Here is a 21,977-nt window from a genome sequence, read left to right on the forward strand (position 1 = left end):
CTCATGAAAAGCCACACTGTTCTCGAGCCAACTCTGGGATGGACCTATCTGTCGCGCGAAGCGCTAGCACGCGCCAAGGCGCAAATGGACGAGGAATCCATGGGGGTGCGCGATGAAATTGGCTTCCTGACGATCCATCAGCGCTACGCTGACCGCTTCTTTCCGGGGACATCGGTACTGCACACCCGCGCCAGATACGCGTTGTTCGTTCCCTGGCTGTTTAAGGACCTAGCCGGATTGACGGGAGTCGCTGCCACCCGGGCGTTACGCGAACGCGAAAAGGAGCTCGCCGGCCGACTTCGGGACGTTGGTGAGAGCCAAGTGATAGGGGGGCGCGTTTTTCCCAAGCCGTCGAGCCAACCCCCGTCGACCGTCTACTGGAATGCACTCGCTGTTTGGGGAATTTCTCGGCGACATTTGGATGGGCGGACGATCTCCAGAGCGCAGGCGCATCACTTGTTGAAGAGTGGCGGCGCGACAACGGACGACGATGGCCATCCGCTTCTCAGCGCTCCCGCGCCATTCATACCTCTGCCCGGCCTTCCCAAAAATTGGAGGGGCGGCGATCTCACGCTTCGACTTAAAGGGAGTGAGGCTGCATTTCTTCGAGAGCGCCTTGGTCAATTGCACCGAAATGGCGGCCATGAGCTTTCCCTGCTCGCTCGGCTGGTTCGGACTGGGGCTGCACCGACGCTCAAGATGTGGACTGACGAGGTCCGTGCGATTGCCGGACCCGACCAAACTCCGCTGCTGCGGGCGCAGCAGGCCGCCAGTCTTGCCGCTATAGGTCGCGCTGCCTATGACGCGCTGGTGGAAGGTATCCTCGAATCCGGAGATCGGCGCAAGATGTCCACCCGACATCGTGACCACCTTGTCACTACAGTTCAGAAGTATGGTCGCGCTGCTGTCAAGCTTGATGTCGATGCACTTGAAGTAGACATTGGAGCCCTGCCGCTGAAGCTGCGAAGTGTCCTGATAGCGACGAAGAATTGGATCGAATCGAAATCGGTAGAACCCGAGCCGCTGTTCGATTCTTACGTCGCAGCTGAAGCTCGCAAGGGACCTCGCGCCCGTCTGGCATTTACCCCCAATGGACGGGCTCGGCGCCAAGAATGGTCGAGTGATGAGCACGTGCTTGCCGGACCACTCCACTATCGATGGGAGCAGGTCAGCACGCTGCTACAAGATCTGGCGGACGCAGAGTGAGTGCCGCCATCGACAACTGGCCGGCGCTTTCGTTCCTCGAAGGTTTGCGTCCCGGTCCTGATGAGATCGTCGAGTTGGCTCTGTTGGCATCCTATTCGGCGGACTTAGGGTCGATTGGCGCGACACTACTCGCTTTGGCGGGCAAGGACACCGATGCCGGGCGGGGCAGTCCGTCCGACTTCGCCGATGCAGTTGAACGCCTCCGGGGGAAGGTCCGCGTCATCATCCAGCGTGGTCGCCTTGCGAAAATGCACCGCACGCCGCGTATTGCGGCGGTTCTGGATCAGTTTGTGCGCGAGGTCGACTTCGACGAGGCGATCCACAGTTGGCATCCCAAGGCGGCACTGGTGCGAATGCGCAGATTGGATGGCGAGGTTAGCTGGCGGCTTTGGATCGGGAGTCGGAATCTCACCGAGTGCGTAAATCGCGACATTGGGCTTTTGCTTACATCCGGGGCCAAGGGCAGTTCTCCGATAGACGGTGTGAACGAGCTGGCGCGTGCACTGGCCGACAAAGCCGCCTTAAAGGGGGTGCGCGCCGCTTCTCTCGCAACAATGGTGGCGAAGGTTGCTTGGCTGGCCCCAAAGGGCGTGCGCGTCGAGCGCATTCGCTGGTCGGCTGGATCAGCGGACCTACCCATTCCTGACCCGCCGCCTGGAACGGATGAGATCGTGGTCGTCAGCCCTTTCGTCGACAAAACCTTTCTCGCCCGACAGATGCCACGGCAGGGGAAGCCGGCGCGGCGTGTGCTGCTTACCACGATGCGCGAAATCGAGCGGATAGGCCCGGACCTGGCGGCTTTCGATGATCTGCTCGCGCTGGATGCCCCCGAATATCCCATCGCCGATCCCGAGATTGATCCAGAGCAGCATGCGCCGACCGGCGAGAGTGCGTCGAACGAGGATGAGGAAGAAGAGGTTGGCCGCGGTCTTCATGCGAAGCTGCTGTTCATGCGGACCGGGCAGAAGCGAAGGCTGTGGCTCGGAAGTGCAAACGCGACCATGCGGGCCTGGACCGGACGCAATGCTGAAGTGACGATTGAGCTACTCATTACCGACGCAGTCGAAAGGGGGTTGAAGGCGCTTTTAGGATCGGCCAGGCTTGTTGCTGCGCCCTGCATGGAACATTTGCCCGATGCTGCTGCTCTCGAAGAAGATGCGCTTGATAGGGCGCGCACTCAGGTGGCGGCGCGGTGGGCAGGGCAACTTTGTGTTGACGAGCATGGATTGCGGCTTACACATTGCTCCGATCTCCACCCCAACGGATCTCATCCTGACGAGCCTGATATTGCGCTCGAAGTGGGACCGCTCCATGGTGCGCTGGTGACCTGGCCCCAAGGGCAACCTGAAATGCGTCTGGGCTTGGTCCTTCCCGCCGAACGAAGTGAGTTTGTCCGACTGCGAGTTAGCCGCGGAGGCAAGGGTCTATCGTGGCTGCAACGAGCGCCGGCGGAACTACCTTTCGGGGAAGAGCGTGATCGCGCAGCATTCGTACGCCTACTCGGTGCTCGAGGTTTCCTCATCTGGCTGGCCGGACTACTTGCGGATGATGACCGGCAGAGTGAAGGCGACTGGACGAGGGACCACCCAAAAGAACGGACTGGGTTGCACGTGAAGTCGGGGTTGGATCACTCGCTTCCAACCTTGGAAGAGATATTGGCAGCGTGGGCGCGAGACCCTGAAAAATTCAAGGAAATAGAGAGGCGCGTTGCTCAGTATCTGCCTGCTGTCCTTGATCAAGCTGAGCAAGAAGAACCGCAAGCTCCCGAAACACTGAGAAGCTTCGTCAAGTTGTGGCGCATGGTCAGTGCCGGGTGTGGTACTACCGAGATCAAAGGTAAACGCCGGTGAACGCGCCCAAGCCGTTTCAGGATGCGGCCGTCAATTCAGCGCTCGCGGTCTTCGCGACCCCTGCCGGACGACGGCGATTTCTCATCGCCGATGAAGTCGGCTTGGGAAAAACGATTGTGGCCAAAGAGGTCGCACGCCGCATGTCGGACGATGGATGCCGCCCCTTCGTGATTTACTACATCGCTAACGGCCATGCGGTCTCGCATCAGAACAAGGGCCGCATCGTCGGATTTCTAGGCGATGTGCAACGCAAGGCCGCGATCAGCACGCCGGACCGGCTTTCGTTGATTGCGGTGGCGAAGAGGCCGGATACCCCTGTTCTTGTCTACGCACTGACGCCCGGGACGTCCTTTCCAGGTGCGAAAGCACGCCTCACTGGAGGGCGCAAGGAAGAGCGCGCGTTCCTAAGAGTGTTGCTTGAGCAGCTCTTTCCCGCCTTCGTTCGCGATCTTGACCCGGGCATACTGCAGCTCAGCGCGCGGGGATCATGGGATGCAGCAGTCAGCGACGCGGAAGCGAGATTCAAGGCGTCGCCGCCCCCTCTGAGGCAAAGCTTTCGACGAGCACTGGCGGTTGAATTTGGCGAGCCGGTACGGGCGATGCTCGACATGGCCGTGCTCGGCAATTCCCAAAAAAAGCCCCTCAAGCCGACCACGTTCGTTGGACGACTTCGTCGTGCCCTTGCTCTGGCAACCCTCCACCATCAGCCGCCCGATCTGGTCATTCTCGATGAGTTTCAGCGCTACAGACACATTCTTGAAGAGAAGGACAAAGATCCGCTTCTCAAGGCGCTTCTGGAGCCCGAGAGCTCGACTGCCCCTCCGGCAATCCTGCTACTTAGTGCAACGCCTTACCGACTGCTGACTACTCGATGGGAGGAGGCACGAGGCGCACTCGCGCACAGGGAACTGCTGGAACTTATCGAATTCCTCGCTGGTTCACATGTTCGAGATCGCGCAAAGATTCTCTTCTCTGACTTTGGTGAAAAGCTCCGCTCAATAGCCTCGCACACTGATGCGAGCGATCCCTTGGTAAGGGTCGAGGTCGAAGAGGCCATTAGGGTCAGAGACGAGCTTCGCAGCCTGTTGACCCCCGTGATGTCCCGCACCGAGCGAGATAGCGTGACGTCGACCGATCCGCTCGCCGGAACGCAAGTCTTGGCAGCGGACCCGGCGATCGAGGACTTCCAGGTCTACCGTCACCTCGTTGATAGTTTTACCGAGCAAACTCGTTACGAAGCACTGCCATATTGGTCCTCGGTGCCCCTGCCGGCGCAGTCACTAGGACCACGCTATGCGGCCTGGAAGAGCGCGCAGATCAAATCGGCTCCGAAGCTCACACGAATGACGCGTGAACGTCGGAACAAGCTCAATGCACCGCCAGCTTGGCCCGATGCAAAGCTTCGCGCACTGAGCAGCTTCGTACCGCCCTCGCTGCTGTCACTTCCCTGGGTCGCCCCATCGTTACCCTGGTGGCCGCTCGGTGGAAGCTGGAAGAGGGTGACTGATGATCCGAAGCTGCTGGTGTTTAGCCGTTTCCGGGCGACGCCGCCGAGCGTCGCCGCGCTTCTCAGCTTCGGCGTGGAGGCGCAGTGTCTGGGCATGAAGAAGGGTGGGTATGAAGACGCCTACAGTCGCCGTCGTTTCAAGCTGGCGGCCGTTCCAGGTCCGGTGATGGCCGCATTCCATCCCTCCCAATGGTTGATCCGCAACACGGACCCGCTTGCCAAGGCGGGTGATTCCCTTGGGGCCGTGCGCAAGCAGATTCGGCGTCAGATCCTCGCTGCATTGCCCAAGGGTATCGTTGAACGGGGCACCGTGAAGGCACGTCGGCGCCATAGATCGATCGCGCTGATCTTGGCATCGATCGAGCGGATGGCCGGCGTCGGGGAGCAGTCGGCCGATGCTTGGCGCACTGCGATTGGCGACGATCGTGCCGCGCAGGCTGCTGTCCGGCGGTGGCGGCAGGCACAACCGCTCGACAGCCTGTCTCCGCTCGAGCTCTCGGACCTGGTGGACTATGCCATCGGCGGACCTGGAGTTGTGCTTGGCCGGGCACTACTGCGACACGATCCCGCCATTCTGGCGCCTGCGCGCTACTCGGAACTTGTCCAGCTCAGCTGGCAGGGACTGCGTGCCTACCTCGACAATCCTGTGCTTTTATCCGCGCTAGTGGGGAAAACTGCGGTCGAACAGGTCATGGGTGCCGTGGTTGATGGCGGCTTCGAGAGCGTACTCGACGAGCATTTCTGGCTTCGCGCACAGAATCTTCAAGGCGGTGCCCCAGGTCTCGCCAAGGACCTCCAATCCGCGCTTGGGCTACGCGCTGGAAGTTTCAGTTTCCATGGGATCGGTGGCTTACCTCACAAGATCCCGGTGCGCTGCCATGTCGCCGTGCCTTTCGGCGATGCGGAAACGGAGCCCGCCGTCAAGGTGGGTGGTGGCGTGGCACAGGCCGCTCCAGCCCGCCCGGATGAGGTACGCCGGAGCTTCAACACGCCATTCTGGCCACACGTCTTGGCGACAACTTCTGTTGGGCAGGAAGGGCTGGATTTCCATCCTTGGTGTTCGCATGTGGTTCATTGGGATCTTTCGTCGAATCCGCTGGATTTTGAGCAACGCGAAGGCCGGATCCAGCGCTATGCGGGCTTGTCCGTTAGACGCCGACTTGCCGCAGTGTTATGCGATGAAGTGCTTAGAACCCCCTCGTTGGCGGATGGCTCGCCATGGCGGCGCTTGCAGGGCTACGCGGAGCGATATGTCGATGAAAGTGGCTTGTGTCCATGGTGGGTGTTCGATGGTGCCGAGATCAGTCGACACGTCTTTGAGCGGCCTTTCGGTCGGGATATTGCGCGCTTTGCCCACCTAAGGGAGCAGCGCTTGATGTACCGACTGGCTTTGGGGCAGCCTAACCAAGAAGACTTCATTGATGTTTTGTCTAGTGGAAGCGAAGCCATTCGCATGTTGCTGCGAACTCTCGTTTTAGATCTCTCAGCGATGGGCGTTCGGCAGAGGTCTGTTGTAGGTTTGTAGTCATTGGGAGCGCTCAAACCTGGGTTGGCTGCTTCCATCGTTGTGAACAGTAAGGGTACGCGCCGCCAATCCGATCGCGGCAAATTCGTACATGGCTTTGCCTGCAGTAATGATTGCCGTTGATATTCTCCACCACCGCACTCACAAAATCTCTTCGTCCATTACATCGAGGAATATGTCCGACCTCTCCTCGGGCGCCGGCGTGTCATAACTTTCCGAGGAAATTCACCAATTCTCCAAATTCACTCTTTGAAATGGAGGCTACCACGGGGTGCGATCCGCAAATGGCAGATGCGCGAGGAGCATAAAGCCCTATTTAATGTGTTTCGTGACTCGCATCACTCTATAGCTGAGTCGGCTTCCGACGAAATTCAACGGCAGATTCGCACAAGCAGAGGCAACAGGAAGAGTTTCTGTGCTCCTTCACTCGCTTTTTGGGGCTAAATCACTCTTCACCTCTCCTCCATTTGGAGTATGTGTTCCTGATGCAATAGGGTTCCAATCTGATTATTCGATAGGTAGATTTTTCTGAACCTAGAAGGGCAGGATGAATAGAGAAATAGGGATGGATCTGCGCTCGGGGCGCTTGCCCATGGAATAAGCGTTTGCTATTCAAGAGGTTCTATCGCCCAGCAATGAGAGGTAGCGGGGAATTGCTTCGGGCCACGCACAATTTTCTGCGATGACGGGGTGGCGCGAAGCCTAGCATGTCGACGAAGAATTTTTTATGTCACACAAATCAATCGACGTCTAATCTAGTTGGGGGAGCATTATTCCCTGAGCCCATGAAAGAAGAGCAACAACCGAATAAGAGGATGCCATGGATCGAAGGACGGCTATTCGCGCGGCGGGCTTGCTTCCAGCTGCCTTTCTTGTCTCACCGCGTGCGCAGGAGGGTTTAACCCGCACAGATTTCACCAACGCGACGCCAGATACTGTCCTCGCTTTTCAGTTGGCGGTCCGGGCGATGAAAAACCGGTTGCCAAACGATCCTACAAGCTGGGACGCATTGGCGGCATTGCACAATTTCCACGACTTCCGTTCGAAGTTGCACGCAATCTCCATTGCAAGTGAACTTCCTCCCGAGTTCGATGGTGCTGCCGAGCATGTGCGACAGGTGGCGTACCAGATCGACTTTGACAAACTTGGCGCAACATCGCAGGGCATCCGGGGCGCCTGGGGACGCTGCCTGCACCATGGCTCGATGGGCGAAGCCCCGTTCAGGCTGGGGTACTTTCTAGGATGGCATCGCCAATACCTCATGGTGTTTGAAGACGTGCTGGTCGACGCCATGAAAACTGCTGCAGCGCAACATGGTTTGAAGCCGGTGTATGGATTGCCCTACTGGAACTACTACTCAAGTAGGACAATCCCCGAACCGTTTCGCCGCGTCTTGCTGGCAGATGGTAGCGAGAACCCGCTTTACGTCTCCTATCGCAATACCGCCAGAAATCGTCGCAACGATCCGCAAGAGATGGGCCTGCAGTCATATCTGGCGTTTTCACTCAAGGATCTGCGCACTGAAAAGAGCGAAGTGACGGTGGCCCTGGATGAGATGGGTAATACTCGGCCCGCCGAAGGTTTCGATGAGGCGCTGGAGGTGCTGCCTCACGACCAAGTGCATGGGGAGATTGGTGGGCTGATGAGCGACGTCAACACCGCTGCGTGGGACCCGATTTTTTGGCTGCACCATGCCAACATTGATCGCTTGTGGGCGGGCTGGTTAGGGAACATGGCCGTCAAACCGTCGGACATGAGCGCCGATTGGCGAGCCCAGAAATTTCAATACCCGACCGCCAACGGCATGCGCGAGATGCTGATCGGCGACGTCGTGTCTACGGCGGGGTACGGCTACGACAACATTACCTTGCCCAGCCAGGCTGGCGCCGGTCCCAGTTTGCCCGTGCCCAAGCCGCTCATCGTTGCAACGCAACCCGCCAAACCGTCAGCGACGACATCGAGCGCCAATTCGCAGTCGGTCGCGCCGCCGGTGCGTGCGTCCTTCACTGGTGCTGGAGGGACCGTAAGGCTTTCACTGCCGCAAGGCGATTCAAAGACGAAATTTCTGGCGCTGGGAAGCGGCGTGCAAATGCCAAATGGCTTCACGACTGCGACGCTGGTAATCGAGGGAGTCAGACCAACCCGCGAAGGCATGCGCGAAGGGTTTGTCTATGACGTCGTCATATCGCGGTCCGGCGATGCGGCAAGCGCGACCGTCGGCCGGATCAACGTCTTCAACTTGCGGTGTCTCGGACCAAACTGCGGCAAGCCGAAGCCCCCCTCTTTCCGTTTTCCAATCGTAGAGGCCTTGAAGCGCCTGAGCGTGAACAGCTCATCTGCACTTAGCGGTCTGGACGTTTCGCTGGTTCCTACAGCCACACCTGCAGGAGAAGACGACCAAGATCGGCCGATACTGATCAGGGCGGACTCGATCCGGATCGAAGCTTCCACCTTACCCCTCAGGTAATCGGAGTCGGCATGAGAGCGGGCAGGTTGCGCATGGCTGTGCGCTTTGAACAGTGAGCAACTTTTCCAAGAGGAGATCGCCGTGGAAAAAAGCCTTTCACAGATTCTGGACGACCGAGAACAGCCGGCACTGGTGGCTCGGCTTCCGCCTCGACCTTGCCTGTGCGACAGCAATCCGATTGAGGGTTTGAGGCAACTCTTCGTAGAATATTTTCAGAGCGCGGGTATCGCCGCCGGCCGTGACCCGGCCGGCAGGCCCGTGTTCGTGCGGCAGCATGGCGTCGTGCACGGTGTTTTCAAGGTCGTGGAAAGTTTACCGCCTGAGATGCGGATCGGTTTGTTTGCGCGGGAAACTGAATACCCGGTGTGGGCGCGGTTTTCTAGCGATGTGCAGCCAGGCACCTCCGACCTGCACGGAACCATCGGCATTGCAATGAAACTGTTCGGACCGAATGGGGCCGGGGCCTCTCTACCAGGTATTCCGGCCGACACGCACGACTTCCTGCTGCAGAACCACGACGTTTTTTTTGTCGATACGGCCAAAGACATGTGCGAGTTCACTTGTGAGGCGTTGCACGGCGGCATTGACGCGTACCTGGCGGCGCACCCAGAGACCGGTCGTGTTCTCACTGAAATGGAGAAAACCGTCGGCTCCGTCGTGGAGTCATCCTACTGGAGTGTGCTGCCGTACAGCTTCGGCTCCGGCCGTGCAGTCAAGTACAAGCTCGAGCCGTTGGACATACCTGGGGCTGCATCGTCTGCGAACTCCGCTGACCCCGGGTATCTGCGTCAAGACCTGCGCGGCAGGTTGCGCGCAGCTGGTACTGCATTCAAATTCATGTTGCAGTTCCAGACAAATGAGGTCGACATGCCGTTGGACCGGGCCATGCTCCGCTGGAGCGAGGCCACCAGCCCGCCGGTGCATGTGGCGACTCTAGTGCTGCCCCCCCAGGACCTGGATGCGCGGGGACTTGAAGCGTACGGTGAAAACCTAGCCTTCAATCCATGGAACGTACCGGCCGAACATACGCCGCTCGGCAGCATCGCCCAAGCGCGCAAGGAGGTATACGAAGCTTCGGCACGGCGGCGGAGAAACGTCAACGGCGTTCCGGTGGGTGAGCCGGATGCACCACGCCCGCCGACCGACCTCGATGGCGCCACCTACCCTGCCGCAAGGGACACGAAGATCATACGCGCGGCCATCCACCCGGCGATTGGCGTCGCGCGCGTGGGAAACAGTGCGGAGGAGTATTTTTTAGGCCCTCAGGTGCTTGAACCGGAGGCGCGGCCGTTGCATTTCTTCCGCGATGAAAAAGGGGCGCTCAAACGCGAGGCTGCGGAGTTCAGGATCTATGGCTACAACGCGGCCGGCGAGATTGTGCGAGAACTCACTGCCGATTGGGCTGAAATCCATTGGAGCGCGCACCTGGCTAATCAGAAGGCTGCTTGGTATCAGTGGGCGATAGCGCTCGATATTCCGGAAGCGGCCCAGACCGTTTTGCCTCTAAGGAACCCGAAGGCGGACAGCGATGACGCGCGCAGGCGCCTAATCATCGATGGCGGCAAGCGGGAGGTGACAGGGAAAAATGCGATGCCGGCGGCCTTCATAGGGTCTTTCGAAGACAAGGTGGTTTATCTGGGAGAGATCTTCACCGACGCGGTGGGGCGGTTAATCGTCCTGGCGGGCCATGGGGATTCCGCGTCGCCCTCCCGCAGCCCTGTGTTCGATAACGGTGCCTCATTGCCATTTGCCAACTCCGACGGGTGGTACGACGATATCGCGGATGGACCGGTCACCGCGCAGGTTCGTATTGACGGGCGCGAGATCGAAGTCGAGGCTGCCTGGGTTGTCACCGCACCTCCGAACTATGCGCCCACGGTCAAGGGGGTGCGGACCCTCTATGACCTGCTGCACGATCTGTACGTAAAGGCCGGCTGGCATTCTGTGGCGCAGGCGGTCTCGTTTACGAACGACATTTATCCGATTTTCAGGCGCCTAGCGGACCAACAATGGGTCAATCAGGCATATGCCAGTCAATTCGGGCACATGGGAGTTTTTGACTTCACCGACTTACTTATGATCGAACGGCTGCACGTCCATCCGACCGACCGGAAGGTCTTCGATCCCAACGCGGAACTCCGTAGACTGATTTTCAACAGCTTTCGCCCGGCTGACCCGATTGATGGTAATCAGCTACCTTGGCCGTGGCTGTATGGCGACGCGATGGACATTCCCGCGACCACCAGCCCGCGCCAGAACGCGAGCATCACTCACACGCAATATGAAGCACTTCGCCAATGGTCGCTTGGGAACTTTGACGACGACTGGGGCAAGGTGACGGCGCCGCGGTCGATCAACGAGGTCACGCTGCAGGATCAGCCGCAGATGCTGGATCGGGCCGCGCTCGAGTTTTGTCTTGCCGATGGCTTTCATCCAGGCTGCGAGGTCACGTGGCCCATTCGCCATCTCTCGATCTATTCGAAGCCGTTCCGCATTCGCCATGGAGGGGGCGAGCCCGTCATTGCGCGAAGAAAATCTACGCTCGACCAGAAGACCGCACTTGGGCGCAAAGGTCCCTTGCTTGAGCAAGGGCCAGGGACGTTGACACGGTGGATGGCTGTGCCCTGGCAGGCCGACACCGCGTGGTGCAGATCTGGGTACGACAAAAACTACGACGAATTCGCACCCAGCTTTTGGCCTGCGCGCGTTCCAAACCATGTTCTTAGTGACGTTGATTATGCGAAGGCAATCCATCCGGATCAGACGTCGGCCGAGAAGATTCGGTTATTCTCCAATCGCACCGACTGGAACAACCCGCTGGGTAACGATACGAGGCAGGCGATGGAACTCATGATCGAGCACTTTGGCTCAATGGGGCTATTGGAAGCTAGACCTGGACTTGAGAACGATGCTGTCGTGCCCCCGCGCGTGCTCGTAGCTTCTTTTGGTCCGAACTTACCTAGCCCTCCTGCGCCCGCCGCCGTGGCCGGTGGCATGGTGCCTATGAGCGGCGCCGGTGCACAAGCGGCAAGCGACCGTGTGCATGGTCCGAATTTCAGTTCCCAGGAAGAGGCTCGGAGTGCGCCGCTTCCCGTCAGCCGGAAAGCCGGATGACTGGCGGACGCTTTGATGTGGTGATCGCCGGCGGCGGCCCGGCGGGCGCTGCTGCTGCGCTGACGCTGGTGCGCAAGGGGCGGCGTGTGCTGATCGCGAACGCCCGATCAAGACGCCAGATTCGCGCTGGTGAAAGCTTTGTGGCTTCCGCCGTGCCTCTACTATCTTCATTGGGCGTGTTGGAGCAGTTCACCTGGGCTTCGCACCTGAAGAGCTACAGCAACATTTCATTTTGGGGCTCTACCGTGGCGCAAGCCAGGGATTCTATTCACGACCTCCAGGGCTGTGGCTACCAGTTGAATCGCGACGAATTCGACCGGATGCTTATGACCGCCGCGCAGAAAGCCGGTGCTGTGGTTTGCCCGGATACGGCGGTAATTTCGGTCCAGTCTCCCGGTGCATCACCCGGAGCGGCGCATCGATCGGTGGAGCTCAGGACGCAGGGAGAAAGCGTTGAAGCCACTTGCACTTGGTTGCTCGACGCCACGGGTCGATCGGCTAGCCTGTCGCGACAGCTCGGTGCCCGGCGCGGAAGACTTGATCGCTTGCTCGCTTTCTCCGTGCGCCTTGGCGCGCGCAACGGCATCGATCAGGATGCAAGCGCGGTCGTCGAGGCCGCAGAGGCGGGTTGGTGGTACAGCACGCTTGTATCGACGGGCCAGCGCCTCGTGTGCCTGTTCACGGATGCGGACCTCGCGGATCACCAAAAACTACTGCGACCAGAAGGCTTTATGTCCGCTCTGGAGGGCACTCGCGAGATTTCGAGGCTGGTCGCGCGCAATGGGTATAAATGCCTCGGCCTCCCGGAAGCTACCGACGCATCGTCCGCTCGACTGGATGTTATGAGCGGTAATGGATGGATAGCCGTGGGGGATTCAGCGATTTCGTTCGATCCGCTTGCAGCTCGCGGCATTGCGAGCGCGATATACGCAGGTATCCGCACTGGCGAGGCTGTCGATGCCGGCCTTGCGGGGCAGCGGGAGGCCATTGGCCAGCACGTTGCGCATCAGCAGGCGATATTTACAAACTATCTCTATCAGCTCAAGGATGTTTATTCGTGGGAGCGGAGGTGGCCGCGTTCTGAGTTCTGGCGACGGAGGCATTGTTGGCGTCTTTCATCGCCCAATTTCTGATTCACAAGAAAGGAGCAATCCGTGTACGACAGATTGGCAGTAGCATCAACCGGTATGACGCGAAAGACCTTTTCGACACCAACGACCAGCACTGGCATGCAGGCTGCGAGAAATCGGATCAAGCTGAAGGTGGTACATACCGAGTGGGTGCAATCCGTGCAGGACGACCGCAACAGGGTTCAACTGATCGCGCGCAAGGCAACCTTGGTTCGCGTCTATTTGAGCTCGGAGGGCCTGACGGAGTCCATCGTCGTTACGGGCGAGATCGCTTGCAGGCGTGGCAATGCCGGCGAGAAATTTGTTCCCGCCCAGAACAAGGTCACGCTGCAGCCGGGCGCCGACCGGCCGCTGAACCAGAGGCGCGAGGTGCTTGAAGAAAGCTTGAACTTTAGACTTCCTCCCGAGTTCCTAGTCAACGGTAAAACGCATATTCGCTTGACGCAATTGCAGGCTGGGTTCGAAGTCGCGGTGAGCTTTGATCTTGAAGAGCAGACCATTGCCTTCAAGAATGTGCCGCCGTTGCGTGTGAGGGTGATCGGTTTGCGATATAGGGACGGAGCGGACACCTATGCGCCTGATGCGATCCACTTCTCCTATCTGCGTTCATGGCTGGGCCGAGCCTATCCCGTTGCATCGGTAGAGTGGTCCCAGATAGTCGTAGACGCCGATTTCAAACCGCCCTTCAACGAGGAAGACACACCGGTGCACGCCAATGCGCAGATCGCAGCGTTGCGCAGCAAGGATGTGAGCGGCGACGTTGACCCGAGGACTCATTACTATGGCTTGGTAAGCGATGGCAACGGAAAACACTTCATGCGTGGCCTAGCTTTCGATATTCCAGCCACAGCGAGCCCCGGGGTAGTTGCTTCGGGTCCGGCAGGCTCCAATCCCGAATCAGGGTTCAACGGGGACTTCGACCTGTCGTACGCCGACTGGTATGGGGCGCACGAACTTGCCCACACTTTCGGTAGATACCACCCCGGATTTCCCCCGCCCAACGAGCGCGGTGGCCAGGATGCCAGTGACCCGACTTTTCCGTATCCGGACGGCCGTATTTCCGGAGACGGAGATGGGTATGTGGGCTTGGACATGGGTGATCCCGATCTCAACCTTCCGATGCAGATCATGCCCGGGCATTCATGCCACGACGTAATGACGTATCGCGAGAACCAATGGGTGTCCGCCTACACATTCCACGCGATTAGGCAGCGGCTAGAAGAAGAGAATGCTCCCTAAAAATAGGAGACATCAACATGAAAAAATCCAAGCCGGTGACAGGTCGGTTCGTCCATGTCGTGGCAAAAGTTAACCTCCAACGAAGAACCGGCGAGATACTGTACGTGAATCCGGCCAGCGTCGCACTGGAAACTTCTGCTGACGGGGGGTCTGCCGTCGAATTGAGGTTTACTAGAAGGGATGGCACTGAAATCGTGCGCATCAATCCTGTTCTCCACATCGCGTCGTGCGAAGCCGGAGCCACGCAGAGGACCGCCTTGATTCAGGAGGACGTGCTCTATGCCGAGGGCATGTCGGGGATCGACCTGGTCATTGATGGCAAAACCGTCCATGCCTGGGCCGCTGCGGCACCTGCAGCGGCTCCGTTCGTGTCCGCAGTGTCCGGCAAGCTGATGACCACCAAATTGCAAGGCATGTCGCCATTGGAGGGCGTCAAGATAGAGGTGAATGCTGACGCCGACACAGGGGCTGCGGAACTGGCGGGTGTCACCTACACGGTACAGGCTAGGCCATCGGCAAGCTCACCCTGGTCGACGCTGGCTGTCGGCAGCAGGACGCCCAGGGTGACGGTTGATGCTAATCAGTTTCCGGGCCGCAGTAGCGTGATGGTGCGTGTACTAAAAACGAACGGATTCTCCGAAGACGTGATTGCGGAAGACACGGTCAAGTTCTAGCGCGAAGGATCACCGATTTCTGCATAGTGAAACTGACGGTGAGAACGACGGTAAACTTAAAGCATAGCAACGAGCTTACAGGTCGAACATGCCTACCCGGCCGTCGAGATTTCTGTCTGCCAGCTTGCTGCTCCAGAGGTGGTTCCAGTTTTGCTCGCTGTCGGTGTCGTGATTGCAGTGGATGTACCAGAGCTTGTTGGCAATCGAGGCCAGTTCCTTATGCAGCGGACGCACCGGCTCCATGTCCCCCAGCACTATGACGGCAGATACGTGCAGCTGATCCGGAGTTCGCAAGATGTGGTCGAACCGAACGTGCGGGTCGCCGCAGAACAAAACTATATCGCGAGGGGTTTTTACAGCACTTTGAGCTCCCCAAACCTGGGATGACTTTGAACTACTGCTTTGGAAGCATGGCGCCAACACGCCAGGTCACCATTCCTTTATAGGCATCGGGCTTGCCCTCGTATGCCTGATCGACCGCAGTCTGAAGGGTCTCCACCCACCTTTGAAGGTGGGCAATGAACTGGCTCTTTGCAGGATCGGCGGCAATCTCTGCTTTGCTCCAACCACCCGTGAAGCCTTCGGAGTCCGGGAAGATGTCAAAGGTCACGTCGAGCTTTTTCGAGTACATGCCGTCTCGGAGCACGCCAACACGAATAGCCTGTTTCTGAAGAGGTGCCGCATTCTGGGGCTGCGTGATATCGGGCGTCGCTCCGGACTGATATTTGTTAACGGACACAAACGCGCAATTGGTGCCGCGGGTGAAGGTCGGTTGTTCAGCACTCAGCACGACGCCGTAGATGTCTCTTGCGGCGGCATCGCCGCCGCACGGGGTTGGGTTCGTCCAGGAGGTGTGCTTTTTGTTCTCGGCGTGGGAGACCCGCACGCTTTGAACGTCACGCACTACGTCTTGCTCAATGCGCACAAAGTTAGTCCGGCTCACAACATACTCACCCGTGCTGGGGTTATCCCTATTCAGCAAGCCTTTGGACGGCGTAGCAGACAGAAGCGTCCATCCTTCGCCAGGCAACCAGATAGAGTAGCCACCCGCGGTCATGGTTGCGGTTTGGGGGGTGCCGGCCGCTGCATCGACTGACGCTCGGTGTTCTGTGCGGTTGGAAACGTACAGTTCTTGTGCTGTTGCAGAAAACGAAGCAGTAGCCAGTAGGGCGATGGAAAAACGGGTTTTGAGGGATTTTTTCATAGAAGTTTTTGCAAGAATTGAGGTTAGAGAGTGAGTTCTTTGCTGCGCTGATGAGTCTTCAAGGAAGCAGCGCCTCAGCGCTGTTGGATTGCCTTCCTGTCCGCGGCCTCGATCCGCCAAGGCTAGTTTTCACGGGTAGTCGCCTGTTGGTTTCGAAAATAGTCGAATTTAGACTATTTTGCACCAATCGGGATAGTTGGCCGGCCATGGCTAACATGTTCAAAACCCGATACAGCTTGCGCTACAAGCAGTTTCTTGCCGCTTTGTGCGCTGCAAGGGAAGATCGCGGCCTGACCCAGGTTGAATTGGCCAAAAAGTTGCGAGTCACCCAGTCCTGGGTGAGCAAGTGCGAACGCGGGAGTAGACGGCTGGACGTGGTCGAGCTGGAAATCTGGTGCAAAGCATTGGGGATGGATGTTCCCACTTTGCTGAGTTCGTTCTAGTTTTATACCGGCTGGGCGGAGCTGCCTCAATTGCGTCGGTGTCCGCGATTTTTGCCTCGTCCCCGGACAAGTGGCCAGCCTCTCCGCGTGAGGCCGAGCTTGCTTGAGCTGATCCGCCTCGGATGCTTGTGCTCGCTCTCTCCGATCACAGATTTTTCTTCACTGTATTGCGCGCCAATCTGATCCCGCCATGCCAGCGTCTGATGGCATTCAATGTCCCTACTTCTATCGCTCCCCAATTCCCCGTGCTTTTAAAACAAGCAGAGCACTGGATGGCCTATTTGAAAATTGCAGTCTCTGGATCAGAAAGGCAACCCATCGAGTCCGGTCAATGTTTCAAAGCGCTGCGCTCCTTGTGCCCATCGATCCTTCCGGTTAGCTGCAATAGCCAAGGATGGAGGCCCAGTAACCACCCAAGTCGGAAAATCCAATAAGGCAGCTTGAACGCGCATCTGGCCATGACATGCTTCTACGAACTGGTCGCAACGGGCATTGATCAGCGGATCGGCGCTCATGACAGAACTCTCATGAAAATGTTCGTGGGAGCGATAGCGAAGATAACGTGGTAACGAGTGACTGAAGCTCCAAGCAACCGCGGGCATTGGCACTATCGGATAGCTGGAATCCTGCGGGAGAAAACATGGAGAAATGTCGATAAGCCGCTGATCCGCTTCTACCCAGAAGTGCGGGCATTGATCGTCACCGAGTCCGAATCCTTGCATTGCAGCTTTTTCTCCTTGCGGCGACATGGTGAATGCCACGAAATCCCCGCCTACGAGCTCTGCATGAACGCCGACATCTTTCATCAAGGCTTGGATCCCAAAGGCCGAGTAGGCACAACGCTTAAAAAAGTCGCTAGGGAACTGATGCCGTAGGGTCCGTTCGACCACAGTGAGAATATGTTCAAGTTGCCGTAGATGCATAGATTTCCTCCTACGTTGCTTTGCGCAGGAGCAACGCCCCTGAGACTTGAATCTACTGACCCGTTCAGCACCGACGCATCTGGTGCCTTTCGGTAGAACAAGCTTCACGGCCTGCCGATGTTGGCTTAGCCAGTTTGCGTGATCTTGGAATGGGTCTACGGGGTGCTTTTTGTAACAGTTAGATCCGGCTAACTGCAGATGCCCTTTCTGTGGATAGGTAGCAAAATCTCCCTCATTCAGGTTTCCTTATCACAGCTTTTTCCACATTGGCAGTGTGCCTCATGGAGTGCCAAATGGCGTCATTACTTACTATCCGAGTAATTCACCGGTTGTGCACAAAGTTATCCACAGAAAATCACTATTGGTAGTGGTTGTAGATTAATAAGACCACAGGTATAGTGGTCGTACTGGATTCAAACCCAGTATAAAAAAAGGCCACCTAGAGGTACGAACTCTAGGCAGCCTTGGCAGAGTACCGATACCGGCGAAATCTGCCCCCAACTCACGTTTAGGAACGTTGAGCGTAACCCAAGCCCCCAAGGCTTGGCAATTGCGGGGTTTTACGTACCGGGGCGTTAGTGCTGTTGAATAAAGGAAACGATATGACAGCAGGAAAGAAGCCCGGAACCAGTACCGGCACCAGCGGTGGCATTTTTCGCGAAGTTGGACCTCGGGGTGGCACCCGTGACAACTTCGCGGCAGTGCCAGACAAGAGGCCCTTGCCCCCGACATCCACTCCCGGAAGCACTTGGGTGCCCGTGAGCAGGACGCCGAACAGCAAGCGGTGAAGTGTAAGTGAGGCAGGGCATGGGCATCAGCAACGGTGGCCATGCCTTGTTTCCCGGTCAAAAACTCATTTTTCTCAACGTTTAGGATTTTTATGTCTATCCATTTCGATTTGAAGCGCAGCGGTACGCAGTTCATGTTCAACCTGAAGGCGGCCAACAGTGAGATCGTTCTCACAAGCGAGCGATACACGACCAAGCAAAGTGCCGAGGGCGGCATTGCATCGGTCAAAGCGAATGCCCCGTTTGATGCGCGTTACAAAAAACTCACGGCGTCAAACAATTCGCCGTATTTCACTTTGACCGGTGGCAATGGCGAAACCATTGGCACAAGCGAGACCTACTCGTCTACTACTGCACGAGACAACGGCATCACTTGGGTCAAAACCAACGCACCGGGCGCAGCTACCGTAGACAATACTTGATGCCTTCCGCGGCAGCGGCGGATTATTAGAAGTCCGCTGACTGGCGTAGGCATGGCAAATGGAGAACCGGAAAGTGGCATCGCCGCCTTCCGGTTTTTTTCAATCACTCCGGACGGGGTCGATATGCAAACTCTAAATAATGATAAATCGCGATTGCTGCTGGATCTATTTGAGTTTCAAGGCGACTTACAGAATGTCGACCCATTAAGGTTTCGCCTTCGACACGAACAAAGCTTAGGCCAGATCGACTCTCTAATAAAGTCCGGCTATGTGCGTGAGCAGATGGGGCGATATGGTTTGAGTTTTACCGCGCTCGAGTACATCGATTCTCCGCAGGCACTGGAATTGTCGGCTGCATGTGAGTCATTGTGGGTCGAGCTGCAAATTCATTATAGAAATGACACCGTAGCGCAAGTTCCTCTCTCGCAACTGGCACACGAAGCTGGCCTAGAGATCGAGATGGTACGGAAGGCAATGGTCTATATGATCGAATTCCCTTGGTACTCCGGTTATTCAGTTGAATTCCCTAGCCACCAGGACGCTGCGATAGGTCCCCACGAAAAAGTCATTCAGTACTCAACTTTTCGACAAGCGGTTCAGAGTTGGACAACGCCATTTCAAAGTGGAGAGGGGGCGCATGGATTGCAATTTCCGCTTCACGCAAGTGTTTTGAGTGTCGAGGAAAAGGTGGCGAGTGCGGCAATCTCTTGGTACGACGGGCTTCCGGAACCCATTGCCACACTTCTTCGAGAAGTTATTGGAGCCCGAGCTGCGGGGCATCGTACCCTCGCCGCAATGGGTGTACGAGCGGTAATCGATATGGTCTGCACGCAGATCGTCGGCGACAAAAATACATTTAAGCAAAAAATCGAGGAAATCCAGCGACTAGGACATCTCAACGGCGACGAGTGCGCGGCCGTCACCACTGCCTTCGACGCCGGGAGCGCGTCGGCACATCGAGGCTATCTTATTAATCAGCAGAATTTGGATGACCTGATGGAAATCATGGATCATTTGTTGAGGCGAAAGTACAGGCTCAGTCAAGCCGCAGTAAATATTAAGGCCAATACGCCCGGACGACTCCCTCGAAATTGATAGCTAAGCAGCTAGTTTTTCCGGAGCTTGTGCAGGAGGACAACATGACCAATTCCACCGGAAACTTCGATCCTTCGGTTCTGCTCGCATCAATCAAAAAACCGTCCGATTTCGTTGGCCAGAAACTCTTTTTCCAGGGAGACGATTGGCAAAACAACGCCATGTTGGGCTGAACACACTTTCCTTGGGACATTTACGCGGCCTGTTGAATTCCATCGAGATCCGACCCACTTTAGCGCAGTAAGGGGGTGCCTACTGGAGTGAACCCCTCGGACTGGACCACTGGGTTCATCAGAGCTAAAACTCCTACAAGGAACAGGTTGATAGTAGGCATTCCATCGCGATCGGCCAAGAAATTCGCTCTTGTTCAAGTCGCACCTGTTGTCCCCAACGGTTGGTGCGGATACCGTCGTAGACGTCCAATTCTGCGGGCGAGAGGTACTCCAATGACGCGATCTTGCTGGGTCTTTCTTCTCGAACCCACATTGATCGATGCGATAGGAGCGTATGTTTGGTCATAAGAACGGAAACTATCGCAGGGAAGCGCCGTCTTGCCCGGGCTAATGCCGCAAAACCGTGCGTGTCCAAGTCTCCCCAAAACACCTGAAGAGAAGCACCGTGCATCCACCCGATGGCATCCAATTGATCGACTGCTAACCCCAGACGCATGAAAACCACGGCACCTGCGATTTCGGGAAGTGCGATTCCCGTGTTTTGGTTCTCCACAACTATGCAGATGCGTGGCCGTATCGGGAGAGCTGCGATTTCGCCAACTGGAGCTTCGATGTCACACAACCCGCCTAGCCGACCACTTAGCTGCGGGCAGAGAACCCGAATTCGCATCCGAGACGGTTCTTTCCTCAGCCCGCATATTTGGTGAAGGCCGGCGGTCTCAGGCGCACTAAAAAGGGGACGAGCCAAGTCGGCAATAACACCTCGGCGGTTTTCGATCCACTTTGTGTCAACGTCGGGAACCGGCAGCTGCCTTAGGTATAGCCCTGAGCGAGGGCAGTCGAGAAACCACTGCAGCAGGCTGTTGAGTCGTTGAAAATCCTCATCACTGTATTCGGCAAGGACAATGTCATTTTGCCGAGCAGCGGCTCTGGAACCTGCAAGTTGCGGAAATTGCTCGCACCATTGAGCATACCTGCGCTTGGTGCGGTCCCAGATTGCTTTCTGACCAAGAAAATCCGCTGCAGCCTCTGCCGACGGAATCACGAGCCGCATCGGAAGTTCTTGGTCGCTGCACGACCACCCTCGGCTGGCCCACTCCAACGAACAGCTGCCCGGATCCCAAGTCCGCCAAGTCTGAATCCATTTTCGGATATCCGCAAGACCAGAAGATACGTCGTTTTCCGTAAGTTCGTGGAGGATCACCGTGAAGGGCCAAGCCGCTTCAAGCGGCGAGATGAGCCAATTGGTATGGTGTACATCCCACTTCTTGCGGACAAGAGCCTGGGCTTGCTGCAGGGTAAGGCGTTTCGGCTTGGTCATGCGGTAGTCTCGCCCGCGGTGATTTCGGCTGTAACGCTGGCCGGGTCCTCGGCAAGTCCGCCTTGGACGTCCTCCAAAGGCAAATCCAGCCGGCCTGTCTGGTTCACGCATGTGCTGGCCAGGGTCTCGAAGGGGTCAAGCGCATACCAGTTCATGAGCTTCATTCCGACGTTTAGAAAGTATCAGTAGGCATTGAGAAAGCTGCCCAGGCGTCTATTTCTGACGGCCACAACTGTCGGTCACTAGCTCGCCGTAAGCTTGTACAGTTCCAGTCGAACGTGCCAGCGGTGCGCATTCAGGAGTAGGAGCTACTCAGGAGGCGGGGATAGCCACTCCCGCCCCGCAGTCCGAGCAAAAAGCCGATGCAGCATGCCACAGAGACTAAAGTAGCCAGACTCACCTTTGATGAGTGCATACGTGCAAGAAATCGTCTGAGTACTGAATATTTAACTGATTTATCTTGTAGTCACCAAGGATCATGTGGCGAATAATAGCGAGTAAAACCGTCAGATGGCTGTTTCGATTCGCACCACGATCTCCCCTAATTGGAGGAGATCGATTTGAATTAAACCCAACTGGCGTGACCAGTCGTCCGCCAGTAGCGCTTAGCTCTGGCTTGCGCCCGTGACGAATTCCGTTTCAGTAGTAGGCGTGCCGTGCGAACGGTCATGTCTAACACCGTCGGCGAAATGAAGCCAAACTCGGGTCAGACTCCCGCGCACTTCAACAAGCTAGGGCAGTATCAGGTCCATCTCGTTGAGAAATTCACGCTTTCGTGTGCACTTAGTCTTGCCCTCGAAACAAAAGTCTTATCAAACTCTTCATGGCATCCATCATTCATATTCCGTGCCAGAAATGGTGCTTTGCAGACCCTCATTAAACCGGCTACTATGGGA

General features: G+C 57.1%; 17 protein-coding genes. 12 read left to right on the forward strand and 5 right to left on the reverse strand.

Annotation, left to right across the window (positions count from 1 at the left end; translation table 11 throughout):
- Positions 1 to 3 precede the first annotated feature (3 nt).
- The 8 genes from AC1DY9_RS13000 (at position 4) to AC1DY9_RS13035 (ending at position 14,712) form a co-directional block, all read left to right on the forward strand.
- Positions 4 to 1,206, forward strand: coding sequence for a DUF6361 family protein (locus AC1DY9_RS13000; RefSeq protein WP_477666695.1), 1,203 nt, complete (start codon positions 4 to 6; stop codon positions 1,204 to 1,206).
- Positions 1,203 to 3,056, forward strand: a complete 1,854-nt coding sequence (locus AC1DY9_RS13005) for a phospholipase D family protein (RefSeq protein ID WP_477666696.1) — start codon at positions 1,203 to 1,205, stop codon at positions 3,054 to 3,056. The genes AC1DY9_RS13000 and AC1DY9_RS13005 overlap by 4 nt, the downstream gene beginning before the upstream one ends.
- Positions 3,053 to 6,088 (forward strand): C-terminal helicase domain-containing protein, encoded by a 3,036-nt coding sequence (locus AC1DY9_RS13010; protein ID WP_477666697.1) that lies wholly within the window; start codon positions 3,053 to 3,055, stop codon positions 6,086 to 6,088. The genes AC1DY9_RS13005 and AC1DY9_RS13010 overlap by 4 nt, the downstream gene beginning before the upstream one ends.
- 820 nt (positions 6,089 to 6,908) lie before the next feature.
- A complete protein-coding gene (locus tag AC1DY9_RS13015; protein ID WP_477666698.1) occupies positions 6,909 to 8,555 on the forward strand; it encodes a tyrosinase family protein in 1,647 nt (548 codons plus the stop codon).
- An 81-nt stretch (positions 8,556 to 8,636) separates the two neighbouring features.
- Entirely contained in the window at positions 8,637 to 11,669 is a 3,033-nt protein-coding gene (locus AC1DY9_RS13020) for a LodA/GoxA family CTQ-dependent oxidase (protein WP_477666699.1), read from the forward strand.
- Positions 11,666 to 12,802 (forward strand): NAD(P)/FAD-dependent oxidoreductase, encoded by a 1,137-nt coding sequence (locus tag AC1DY9_RS13025; RefSeq protein WP_477666700.1) that lies wholly within the window; start codon positions 11,666 to 11,668, stop codon positions 12,800 to 12,802. Before AC1DY9_RS13020 ends, AC1DY9_RS13025 begins: the two co-directional genes overlap by 4 nt.
- 21 nt (positions 12,803 to 12,823) lie before the next feature.
- The gene (locus AC1DY9_RS13030; RefSeq protein WP_477666701.1) at positions 12,824 to 14,038 is read left to right on the forward strand and encodes a hypothetical protein; all 1,215 of its coding nucleotides are present in this window, start codon (positions 12,824 to 12,826) and stop codon (positions 14,036 to 14,038) included.
- Between the two features lie 17 nt (positions 14,039 to 14,055).
- A complete protein-coding gene (locus tag AC1DY9_RS13035) occupies positions 14,056 to 14,712 on the forward strand; it encodes a hypothetical protein (protein WP_477666702.1) in 657 nt (218 codons plus the stop codon).
- Positions 14,713 to 14,787: 75 nt separating this feature from the next.
- On the opposite strand, the gene AC1DY9_RS13040 is transcribed toward AC1DY9_RS13035, so the two are convergent.
- Both AC1DY9_RS13040 and AC1DY9_RS13045 read right to left on the reverse strand, forming a co-directional pair.
- Positions 14,788 to 15,006 (reverse strand): hypothetical protein, encoded by a 219-nt coding sequence (locus tag AC1DY9_RS13040; protein WP_477666703.1) that lies wholly within the window; start codon positions 15,004 to 15,006, stop codon positions 14,788 to 14,790.
- A 100-nt stretch (positions 15,007 to 15,106) separates the two neighbouring features.
- Positions 15,107 to 15,916, reverse strand: a complete 810-nt coding sequence (locus AC1DY9_RS13045; RefSeq protein ID WP_477666704.1) for a hypothetical protein — start codon at positions 15,914 to 15,916, stop codon at positions 15,107 to 15,109.
- 215 nt (positions 15,917 to 16,131) lie between these two features.
- Between AC1DY9_RS13045 and AC1DY9_RS13050 the strand changes: the two genes are divergently transcribed.
- On the forward strand, positions 16,132 to 16,359 hold the full coding sequence (locus tag AC1DY9_RS13050; protein WP_477666705.1) for a helix-turn-helix domain-containing protein: 228 nt from the start codon (positions 16,132 to 16,134) through the stop codon (positions 16,357 to 16,359).
- A 302-nt stretch (positions 16,360 to 16,661) separates the two neighbouring features.
- Here the strand turns inward: AC1DY9_RS13050 and AC1DY9_RS13055 are convergent, their stop codons facing one another.
- The gene (locus AC1DY9_RS13055; RefSeq protein ID WP_477666706.1) at positions 16,662 to 17,282 is read right to left on the reverse strand and encodes a hypothetical protein; all 621 of its coding nucleotides are present in this window, start codon (positions 17,280 to 17,282) and stop codon (positions 16,662 to 16,664) included.
- Between the two features lie 880 nt (positions 17,283 to 18,162).
- Between AC1DY9_RS13055 and AC1DY9_RS13060 the strand changes: the two genes are divergently transcribed.
- From AC1DY9_RS13060 to AC1DY9_RS13070, 3 genes are read left to right on the forward strand one after another with little or no spacing between them, the layout of a single operon-like run.
- Positions 18,163 to 18,492: a YegP family protein gene (locus AC1DY9_RS13060; protein WP_477666707.1), complete on the forward strand. Its 330-nt coding sequence runs from the start codon at positions 18,163 to 18,165 to the stop codon at positions 18,490 to 18,492.
- 51 nt (positions 18,493 to 18,543) lie between these two features.
- Complete coding sequence (locus AC1DY9_RS13065; protein ID WP_477666708.1) at positions 18,544 to 19,587, forward strand: DUF4145 domain-containing protein; 1,044 nt, start codon at positions 18,544 to 18,546, stop codon at positions 19,585 to 19,587.
- Positions 19,588 to 19,631: 44 nt separating this feature from the next.
- The gene (locus AC1DY9_RS13070; protein WP_477666709.1) at positions 19,632 to 19,760 is read left to right on the forward strand and encodes a hypothetical protein; all 129 of its coding nucleotides are present in this window, start codon (positions 19,632 to 19,634) and stop codon (positions 19,758 to 19,760) included.
- A 133-nt stretch (positions 19,761 to 19,893) separates the two neighbouring features.
- Here the strand turns inward: AC1DY9_RS13070 and AC1DY9_RS13075 are convergent, their stop codons facing one another.
- The gene (locus AC1DY9_RS13075; RefSeq protein WP_477666710.1) at positions 19,894 to 21,081 is read right to left on the reverse strand and encodes a Wadjet anti-phage system protein JetD domain-containing protein; all 1,188 of its coding nucleotides are present in this window, start codon (positions 21,079 to 21,081) and stop codon (positions 19,894 to 19,896) included.
- On the reverse strand, positions 21,078 to 21,236 hold the full coding sequence (locus AC1DY9_RS13080) for a hypothetical protein (RefSeq protein ID WP_477666711.1): 159 nt from the start codon (positions 21,234 to 21,236) through the stop codon (positions 21,078 to 21,080). The genes AC1DY9_RS13075 and AC1DY9_RS13080 overlap by 4 nt, the downstream gene beginning before the upstream one ends.
- Between the last annotated feature and the right edge of the window lie 741 nt (positions 21,237 to 21,977).

The sequence above is a fragment of the Polaromonas sp. P1_F6 genome (assembly GCF_056405695.1).

Excerpts from the sequence above, each read along its gene's own strand:
- AC1DY9_RS13070 (WP_477666709.1), top strand. The coding sequence starts at position 19,632 with ATGACCAATTCCACCGGAAACTTCGATCCTTCGGTTCTGCTCGCATCA.
- AC1DY9_RS13065 (WP_477666708.1), top strand. The coding sequence starts at position 18,544 with ATGGCAAATGGAGAACCGGAAAGTGGCATCGCCGCCTTCCGGTTTTTT.
- AC1DY9_RS13045 (WP_477666704.1), bottom strand. The coding sequence starts at position 15,916 with ATGAAAAAATCCCTCAAAACCCGTTTTTCCATCGCCCTACTGGCTACT.
- AC1DY9_RS13000 (WP_477666695.1), top strand. The coding sequence starts at position 4 with ATGAAAAGCCACACTGTTCTCGAGCCAACTCTGGGATGGACCTATCTG.
- AC1DY9_RS13050 (WP_477666705.1), top strand. The coding sequence starts at position 16,132 with ATGTTCAAAACCCGATACAGCTTGCGCTACAAGCAGTTTCTTGCCGCT.
- AC1DY9_RS13015 (WP_477666698.1), top strand. The coding sequence starts at position 6,909 with ATGGATCGAAGGACGGCTATTCGCGCGGCGGGCTTGCTTCCAGCTGCC.
- AC1DY9_RS13025 (WP_477666700.1), top strand. The coding sequence starts at position 11,666 with ATGACTGGCGGACGCTTTGATGTGGTGATCGCCGGCGGCGGCCCGGCG.
- AC1DY9_RS13035 (WP_477666702.1), top strand. The coding sequence starts at position 14,056 with ATGAAAAAATCCAAGCCGGTGACAGGTCGGTTCGTCCATGTCGTGGCA.
- AC1DY9_RS13060 (WP_477666707.1), top strand. The coding sequence starts at position 18,163 with ATGTCTATCCATTTCGATTTGAAGCGCAGCGGTACGCAGTTCATGTTC.
- AC1DY9_RS13075 (WP_477666710.1), bottom strand. The coding sequence starts at position 21,081 with ATGACCAAGCCGAAACGCCTTACCCTGCAGCAAGCCCAGGCTCTTGTC.
- AC1DY9_RS13055 (WP_477666706.1), bottom strand. The coding sequence starts at position 17,282 with ATGCATCTACGGCAACTTGAACATATTCTCACTGTGGTCGAACGGACC.
- AC1DY9_RS13080 (WP_477666711.1), bottom strand. The coding sequence starts at position 21,236 with ATGAACTGGTATGCGCTTGACCCCTTCGAGACCCTGGCCAGCACATGC.